This is a genomic window from Neptunomonas sp., from assembly GCF_016744175.1.
Classification (GTDB): Bacteria; Pseudomonadota; Gammaproteobacteria; order Pseudomonadales; family Balneatricaceae; genus Neptunomonas.
This window is the reverse complement of the sequence record NZ_JADGEV010000079.1, coordinates 1-9,223: the sequence shown is the minus strand read 5'-3', so window position 1 is coordinate 9,223 and position 9,223 is coordinate 1. Positions and strand designations below refer to the sequence as shown.

Here is a 9,223-nt window from a genome sequence, read left to right as displayed (position 1 = left end):
ACCGTTTGGAATACTTACATAAACTGGGCATGGCTTATGTTAATGCCGATGTGGACGCGTCATGCCTCGACCTAGTGGCTGACTAATTGTCTTTCCAGACTAATGATTTCATCTTCAATAATACATAAAAAAAACGGCTCTCATATGAGAGCCGCTTTTAACTACCTGCTTAAGCATCAAAGCCTAATAGGCTCACGTTGAAAAAAACATACTCAGCTTACACCAAGCCTCTTTCTTTCAAGATATCTTCAATCTCTGGCAAAATAGTTTCATCATCAATCGTAGAAGGCATCTTATAGGTTTCATTGGCAGCAATTTTACGGAGTATTGCCCGTAAGATTTTTCCTGAGCGAGTTTTTGGCAAGCGCTCAACGACAACGGCTTTTCTGAAGCAAGCCAACGCACCCACTTCACCACGCACGCGTTCCACGAGCTCTTTTTCAAGCTGCGCTTCTTCAATATCTTCGCCTGCTTTCAAGACAATAAGACCTACCGGTACTTGCCCTTTAAGCGAATCATTTGCACCAATAACCGCACACTCCGCCACTGCAGGATGAGCAGAAACAACCTCTTCCATCTCCCCTGTCGATAAGCGATGCCCAGAAACGTTTATAACATCATCAGTACGCCCTGTGATGTAAATATAACCATCATCATCCTTAAAGCCACCATCACCAGTGTGATAGTAACCAGGGAAGGCTTCTAGATAGGAATCATTATAACGTTGCGGCTGATTCCATATACTCCATGCAACACCGGGCGGCAAGGGTAGTTTGACACAGATATTACCTGTCTCATTTGATTCCATCTCAACGCCATCACCGTCTAAAACACGGATATCATATCCAGGGATTGACTTGTTAGTCGAGCCAAGACGCGCTTCAGAAGGATTATCCCAGCCCATCATAGGTGATGTCATTGGCCAACCCGTTTCTGTTTGCCACCAGTGATCAATCACAGGAACCTGCAGTAATTCGTTGAGCCACTGGTACGTTGAAGAATCTAGCTTTTCACCTGCAACAAATACCCAACGAAGGCTACTTAGATCGTAATCTTTTGACAGCGCCCCCGTAGGGTCTTCTTTGCGGATAGCACGATACGCTGTAGGAGCGCAGAACATCGAGTTAACCTTGTACTCTTCAATTACACGCCAAAAAGCACCCGCATCTGGTGAGCGAATGGGTTTACCTTCGTAGAAAATAGCTGAGCCACCGCCCATTAACGGACCATAGACAATAAAGGAATGCCCAACGACCCAACCGATGTCGGAAGCTCCCCACCAAACATCACCGGCTTTCATGCCATAGACGTTATTAAAGGCATAACGTAAAGCGACAGCATGCCCACCATTGTCTCTGACGATACCTTTTGGCTGCCCTGTGGTTCCAGAAGTATAAAGCACATAAAGCGGGTCTGAGCCTTTCACTGCAACACAGTCGGCAGGCGCTGCATCTTTTTGAAAATCATGCCAATCAAGGTCACGAGCAGGGTTCATTTCTGCCGTTAAAACAGCTCTTTGACAAACAACAGTATGTGCAGGCTTATGCGTGGCCAACTCAACTGCTTTATCAACCAATGGCTTATAAGCAATTTTTTTGTCAAACTCGATACCACATGAAGCGGTGAGAATAAGCTTAGGTGTTGCATCATCAATACGAATGGCGAGCTCATTCGCTGCAAATCCACCAAACACAACAGAGTGCACCGCACCTAAACGGGCACAAGCTAACATAGCAACCGCCGCTTCAGGAATCATAGGCATGTAAATAACAACACGATCGCCTTTCTCAACTCCCAAGCCCTTCATTGCACCGGCAAACTTACTGACTCGCTTCTGCAAATCATTATACGTAATAGCTTCTTTGGTTTGCGTTGAGGGTGAATCGTAATACAGTGCAACTTGCTCACCGCGGCCTTCTTCAACCTGTTTATCAACGGCTAAGTAGCAGCTATTTAGCTCACCATCCGGATACCAACAGAAAGTACCATGTTCTGTTTCTTGGATAATGGTTTGAGGATCTTTGTACCAGCTTATTGCTTTCGCTTGTTCTGCCCAATATGACTCAGGATTCTCAAGCGCGTGACGATATTCTTCTGTGTAACCCATCGTAGGACCTCATGCTTTTTTTATTGAAGGCGCTCTTATTAAAGGCTATGAAGCAGGCACCCTATTTAAATTAAGGTGCCCTTGTTCGATATTACTTAGATCAAAGATTACTGATCTTGATACAGCTTCAGTACGCTAGAGAAGTCTAGACCACCGTTACCATTAACCTTATGCAGGTTAAACAAAGCGCGGGCCTGTGAGCCCATTGGCGTTGGAGAAGCGCTTTGCTGGCTCATTTCCATCGCAAGACCAAGGTCTTTAAACATCAGATCAACCTGAAAACCACCTTGATAGTCATTTGAAGCAGGGGCATTTTCCATAACACCTGGGAACGGGTTATACACCTGTAATGCCCAGTTGTTACCAGAACTCTGCTTCATGATTTCAGACAGAACAGCGGGGTCTAAACCATTTTTCACACCCATATTGAGCGCTTCACTAGTACCTGTCATTAATACAGCCAACAGCATATTGTTACAGGCTTTAGCAACCTGACCTGCGCCATGAGCACCTGCATGGAAAATATTTTTTCCCATAACATCCAAAATAGGTTTGGCCTTAGCAAACTGAGCTTCGCTCGCACCCACCATAAAGGCTAACGTCCCAGCCTTTGCGCCACCTACACCACCCGATACAGGCGCATCAATAAAGCCAATACCGCGAGCTTCAGCAGCAGCAGCAACATTATGAACCGTAGCAGCATCAATAGTGGATGAATCAATGATCAGTACATCCTGTTTAACATGATCAAATAAAGGGTCATCACCTGTAACAAATAAACCCTGAACATGCTTGCCTGCTGGTAACATTGACACAACAAAATCAGCATCTGTGACTGCATCCTTGGCAGATTGAGCGGACACGCCGCCTTCTGATACAACTTTTGCTACAGCTTCAGCTGATAAATCAAAAGCTTTAACCGTGTGGCCAGCCTTAACGAGATTAATCGCCATTGGACCGCCCATGTTTCCTAAACCAATAAAGCCTATCGTAGCCATTTTTTAATCCTTGTTCTTATCGTTATTCTTAATAGAAAAATTCTTGATTGAGCACATTAACTCACATCTTAGCCAGCGGATTAGTTTCCCACGGGGAAACGAACAACTCATCTAGAAAGGCTGGATCAACATCATTAACAGAGCTGAATGTCCAATTAGGTTTGCCGTCTTTATCTACGAGCAGTGCGCGAACACCTTCAGGGAATTCACGATGACGACAACACTGAACCGATAATACTAACTCGGATTCAAATACTTCTTTCAATGACATCTGAACAGTATTTTTCAGCTGTTTATAAATCATATGTACAGCAAGAGGGCTACCATGACTGATAGCTTTTTGAGCGCGCTGCATCCACTTGTCATCAGTCTCAACAGCAAGCAGCGTTTCTATGATCTCTTCAACGGTATCTTGGTCGGTAATGTCTTGAATCAAGTCAAAATGCGTACGCACTGGCGACTCAATTCCTTGGCGGATATCCCATGCATCATCTTCAAGATCACGTAATACACGGTTAACAACTGCATTTAAGTCGCCATCCCACGCCTCTTGTGACAAACGATCTAGGACATCACCACGCTGTGATGTTTTCAAGAAGCGGTCTGCTAAATTAAGAAATAACGCATCGGCAGCATTCATTCTATTTCCAGTAAGACCAAGAAAGAGACCTGTACGGCCAGGCGTACGATGCAAGAACCATGTACCACCAACATCTGGATACAAACCGATCGTCACTTCTGGCATCGCCATGTGCGTTGTTTCAGTTACGATACGGTGGCTACAGCCACTCATTAAGCCCATACCACCGCCCATCACAATACCGCTACCCCAGCAGATAATTGGCTTAGGATAAGTATGGATGGTGTAGTCTAATAAATATTCTCGCGTGAAAAACTCTTCAGGGAAGTCTGGCTCACCGCCTCCCGTCATAGATTTGTACAGACTAACCACATCACCACCGGCACAGAATGCTTTTTCACCCATACCATCAAGCAAAATGGCAACAACAGAATCATCTGCTTTGCACGCATCTAACTTAGGCTGAATCAGGTCAATCATATCCAGTGTTAACGCATTAAGAGATTTCTCTGCATTAAGGGCGATTTCAATAATTTTTTTGCCATCTTGCGTCAGGTGTTCTGTAAAAAGTACACAGCTCATCCGTTTCCCTCCTTTATGGGGTCATCTTCTTAACGGTTTTTCCATTCTGCTTTACGCTTGCCTAAAAACGCATTCACACCTTCTTTTTGATCTTCAGAGTGGAATAAGTCAACAAACAATTCACGTTCAAGAATATAACCTTGATCCCACGCACGAGTACGGTTTGACTGAATCAACTGTTTACATGCAGCAACAGCCATCGGACTTTGTTCAGCGACCTGCTCTGCCATTTCCATAGCACGGTTAACAGACTCACCTGTAGGAACTACTTCTTCTACCAAGCCAATTTCTAATGCTTTAGGCGCTTTAACACGCTCACCACAAAGAATCATTTTTTTAGTCCAGCCTTCACCTACAAGCATGGTGAGGTTTTGTGTTCCACCAGCACAAGGTAACAAACCTACTTTAGCTTCAGGTAACGCCATCTGAACCTGCTCTTCAGCTATACGAATATCACACGCCAAAGCAACTTCTAAACCACCGCCCATAGCCCAGCCATTCATCGCTGCGATTGAAACACCACGAAACTGAGAAAGTGTCTCAAATGCCTCACCAAAGTAACGCGCCATGTCTCTTGCAACAGAACGGTCACTGTCAGCAAAAAGATTTAAATCTGCGCCTGCAGAGAAAAACTTCTCACTGCTACTCTTAAGTACCATGCTGAATATATTCATATCAGCATTAAGCTCTTTAACAATGACTGCCAACTCTTTTAACGTCGCTTCTGTCCACGTATTTGCTGGCGGATTATTCATTGTTATAACTGCAATATGGCCCTGCTTTTCTACTAGTAGTTTGTCACTCATTGGATCATTTACCTCTAATCTCTTTTATAGCTAATTTATTAAGAGCAATGGCTAGGTTATTGTCGCTAGCTAAGCTTGTTTAGCAAAAACACGTTACAGAATATCCGCCGCATCTTTTAGCAATAGACGACGAGCAATAATCACGTTCATTATTTCGTTCGTGCCTTCCAAAATACGGTGAACACGATTGTCACGAACATAACGCTCCATTGGATATTCTTTAATATAGCCATATCCACCAAAAATCTGCAGCGCTTCATCGCACACGTTAAAGCCAACATCTGTTGCAAAGCGTTTCGCCATTGCACAATAAGTAGATCGGTCGGGATGTTTATGATCAAGCTTACTCGCAGCAAGACGCACCATCTGGCGGGCAGCGACTAATTCGGTATTCATATTAGCGATTTTAAACTGCAGCGCTTGGAAGTTTTCAAGCGCACGGCCAAACTGCTTTCGCTCGCCCATATATTGAATGGCGTGATTTAATGCAGCCTGAGCAGTACCGATTGAGCACGTTGCAATATTAATGCGCCCACCGTCCAAGCCCATCATGGCAATTTTAAAGCCGTCGCCCTCTTTACCCATCAAGCATGAGGCAGGAATTCTGGCGTCTTCAAAAGTAATCAGTCGTGTAGGCTGGCTATTCCAACCCATTTTTTCTTCTTTACGACCATAAGTAATACCCGCCGCTTTGGCATCAATAGCAAAAGCAGAAATGCCTTTAGGGCCATCCTCACCTGTGCGCGCCATCACAACCAATACATCAGTTGCACCTGCACCGGATATAAATATTTTGCTACCGTTAAGAACGTACTCGTCGCCCTCTTTACGTGCAGTCGTTTTTAGAGAAGCAGCATCAGAGCCCGCATTGGGCTCAGTTAAGCAGTATGATGCTAATTTTTGGCCTGCCGTTAAATCAGGGCACCAAAACTGACGTGTCTCTTCATTACCGAAATCGGCAATCATCCACGTCGCCATATTATGAATAGTGATAAAAGCGGTCGTAGAAGTACAACCCATCGCGAGTTGTTCAAAGATAATACTAGAATCAAGACGACCAAGACCTAAACCGCCGACATCATCTGGTGAATATAAACCGCAAAAGCCTAGCTCACCGGCTTTTTGTAAAACATCAACGGGGAAAATTTGTTCTTGATCCCACTTTGCTGCATGGGGCTCCATCTCATTTTGAGCGAATGCTCGCGCCATATCGGAAAATGCGATCTGATCTTCGTTAAGTTCAAAATCCATTGGCCTCTCCCTATTTAGCGAAGTCCGCTAACCTTCGCGAATTTTATTGTCATACAAAACAAGGCCTTGAACGATATTTATAACAATATCTCTCAAGGCCTTTAGCACTTAAAAATATTACTTAAGGTTGATACTTGTGTTCACACCGGTATCGATATCATCTTCAAACCAACGAGCAGTGACGGTTTTAGTTTCTGTGTAGAAACGCACTGCCTGCTTACCATAAGCATGCTGATCACCGTAGAAAGATTTTCTCCAACCCGTGAAAGAGAACATCGGTAGAGGCACTGGTACCGGTACGTTAATACCTACCTGACCTACTTTGATCTCGTGCTGATATTTACGCGCAGCAGCACCCGATGAGGTAAACATAGAAGTACCGTTACCGTATGGGTTGTCATTAATCAAAGCGATAGCGTCATCAAGAGTATCTACTTCTAGAGCAATCAATACAGGCCCGAAGATCTCTTCCTGGTAGATCGACATATCTGTTGTGACATTACGGAACATTGTTGGGCCAACCCAGTTACCATCAGGATAACCTTCAACCACACAGCCAGAGCCATCCAGAATACAGTCAGCGCCTGCATCTTTACCTTCTTGGATAAAGCGTAAAACACGCTCTTTGGCCTGGGGGTTGATTAGCGGGCCGTATCCAGCACCTTCATCATCCCATACACCAGGACGAACTTTTGCTAGTGCCTCACGTACTTCAGGGATCCACTCACGTGCACTACCAACAAACACGGCAACAGAAATCGCCATACAACGCTGACCACCCGCACCGACAGAAGCACCTGCAATACTATTAATTACTTGGTTTTTAGCAGCATCAGGCATAATAACCATGTGGTTTTTAGCGCCAGCAAATGCCTGTACGCGTTTCATTTTGTCCGTACCTGTACGGTAGATATGCTCACCTACCGCAACAGAACCAACAAACGAAATAGCTGGAGTATCTTTATGTGTTAGCAGTTGGTTAACAGCATCTTTTGTACCGTGCACAACTTGTAACAATCCAGGTGCGGCACCTGCTTCTTGAAACAACTTAGCCAAAAACATTGGCGTTAGAGGATCTTGCTCAGAAGGCTTAAGCACAAAAGTGTTACCGCAAGCGATTGCCATAGGGAACATCCACAACGGAATCATTGCAGGGAAGTTGAACGGTGTAATACCAACACACACGCCTAAAGGCTGAGTAATGCTGTAGCAATCGATTTTACGTGCAACGTTCTCAACGGTTTCACCCATGCTTAATGAAGCAATGTTACAAGCATGCTCAACTACCTCAATACCACGCCACACATCACCTTTCGCATCCTCAAAGGTTTTACCTGTTTCTAATGCCAAGACTTTAGCGATTTCATCATGGTTATCTTTTAGCAGTGCCTGATAACGCAGCATTAAACGCGCACGCTCTCCTACGGGTGTTTCTTTCCACGTTTCAAAAGCAACCTTTGCCGCATCAACTGCTTGCTCTACTTCTTCAGCAGTTGCACAAGGTACTTGTGCAATAACTTCCTGTGTCGCTGGGTTTGTTACAGGAATCCAGTTATCAGATTTACTGCTTACTAGTTCACCGTTAATCAGAAGTTGTACTTGTTGAGTCATGATAAATACCTTGCCTCTTGTTTTATTGTAGTTTCACGGTCAGTTGCCAAATGGCGTGCTTAGCGTTTTACGTTGATGATAATTTAAGCACATGTTATGTGGACCAGGGATTGATAATCTTGTTAGATTAATGGACTATATTGCGAATTAATAGTGGTTTTCCCTAGTCTAAAGGTCTAACGATATGAGCCAACCCTCTGAATGGCCACTGCCTCCCGAAAGCTCTAGGTTTGTTGTGCCCCGCAAAATCGTAGCTCAGCTAAGAACGCACCCGCTAGCTAAAGAGCTATACCCCATAGGGCTTGGTTACTATAAACAAGCGTTCGACCATACTATGTTGCGGCGCACACACGATGACTATTTGATGATCTATTGTCTTGATGGAGAAGGTGAATTAACGCTGGATCATGAGACTTTCAAGATTAAAGCTGGTGATATCATTTTCCTTCCAAGAGGAACCGCACACGCCTACAAAGCATCAGAACTGACGCCATGGACTATCTATTGGATACATTTTTCGGGTGAACAAAGTGAGGCGTTTATTGACTATCTTGCTGTGCGTGAAAATAATTTCATATTGCCATTAGGGATCCATGCGCGACTCACAAGCGACATAGAATCACTGCTTGAATGCCGACAATCTAGCTATAACCTGAGCGCATTTGTACACGCAGCTAACCTTCTACGCCAGATACTAACGCACGTCGCACGGTTACAGCCATTGGCCAAGCAACAAAAAGCAGCCCATAATTTTGATTTGGAACTCATACACAGTCTTATGCAAACCAGAGCTCATGAGCAGTTAGATTTAGATACACTGGCAGAAACAGCAAACCTTTCAAAATTTCATTTTATAAAAAAATACAAAGAACTAACAGGCACGACACCTATCAATCATTTTATTCACTTAAAAATTGAACGCGCCTGCCATTTGTTAGACGTGACCACCAAATCAATCAATGAAATAAGCTTTGCAGTGGGGTATGAGGATGCGTACTATTTTTCGCGGATTTTTAAGAAAATCATGGGGATTTCACCCAGCCAATACCGGCGTATGCGTATGGGGACTTATCCTTATCCTTCTTAATGCACTTTGTTGCCATTGCCTAAAAATACAAAAAGGGAGCGAAAGCTCCCTATGTATTCTTAGAAATTAATTACCATCAAACTGGCTGCCAACTTGCCGCCAAAACAGATTGCAAATCAGTTTTTGTTTCCTGCGAGATATCATTCCCTACGCCATCAGGCACACTGTAAGCCGCCATAGCAGAAACAAGTTGATCGACTT

The 9,223-nt window shown here is 44.2% G+C and carries 7 protein-coding genes; 1 reads left to right on the top strand and 6 read right to left on the bottom strand.

Going from position 1 to position 9,223, the window contains the following annotated elements:
• Positions 1–217: 217 nt before the first annotated feature.
• The 6 genes from QZZ55_RS19475 to QZZ55_RS19450 all read right to left on the bottom strand — a co-directional run bounded on the left by QZZ55_RS19475 (position 218) and on the right by QZZ55_RS19450 (position 7,935).
• Entirely contained in the window at positions 218–2,107 is a 1,890-nt protein-coding gene (locus QZZ55_RS19475) for an AMP-binding protein (protein WP_293269086.1), read from the bottom strand.
• 107 nt (positions 2,108–2,214) lie between these two features.
• Positions 2,215–3,105 carry a 3-hydroxyisobutyrate dehydrogenase gene (mmsB, locus tag QZZ55_RS19470; RefSeq protein WP_293269085.1) on the bottom strand — a complete coding sequence of 297 codons (891 nt, stop codon included), beginning with the start codon at positions 3,103–3,105 and terminating at the stop codon, positions 2,215–2,217.
• 61 nt (positions 3,106–3,166) lie between these two features.
• The gene (locus QZZ55_RS19465) at positions 3,167–4,267 is read right to left on the bottom strand and encodes an enoyl-CoA hydratase/isomerase family protein (protein ID WP_293269084.1); all 1,101 of its coding nucleotides are present in this window, start codon (positions 4,265–4,267) and stop codon (positions 3,167–3,169) included.
• A gap of 29 nt (positions 4,268–4,296) precedes the next feature.
• Complete coding sequence (locus QZZ55_RS19460) at positions 4,297–5,073, bottom strand: enoyl-CoA hydratase (protein ID WP_293269083.1); 777 nt, start codon at positions 5,071–5,073, stop codon at positions 4,297–4,299.
• A 93-nt stretch (positions 5,074–5,166) separates the two neighbouring features.
• Positions 5,167–6,324, bottom strand: a complete 1,158-nt coding sequence (locus tag QZZ55_RS19455; RefSeq protein ID WP_293269082.1) for an acyl-CoA dehydrogenase family protein — start codon at positions 6,322–6,324, stop codon at positions 5,167–5,169.
• Between the two features lie 117 nt (positions 6,325–6,441).
• Positions 6,442–7,935 carry a CoA-acylating methylmalonate-semialdehyde dehydrogenase gene (locus QZZ55_RS19450; RefSeq protein ID WP_293269081.1) on the bottom strand — a complete coding sequence of 498 codons (1,494 nt, stop codon included), beginning with the start codon at positions 7,933–7,935 and terminating at the stop codon, positions 6,442–6,444.
• Between the two features lie 184 nt (positions 7,936–8,119).
• On the opposite strand from QZZ55_RS19450, the gene QZZ55_RS19445 reads away from it, so the two are divergent.
• Positions 8,120–9,022: an AraC family transcriptional regulator gene (locus QZZ55_RS19445; RefSeq protein WP_293269080.1), complete on the top strand. Its 903-nt coding sequence runs from the start codon at positions 8,120–8,122 to the stop codon at positions 9,020–9,022.
• Positions 9,023–9,223: the final 201 nt, after the last annotated feature.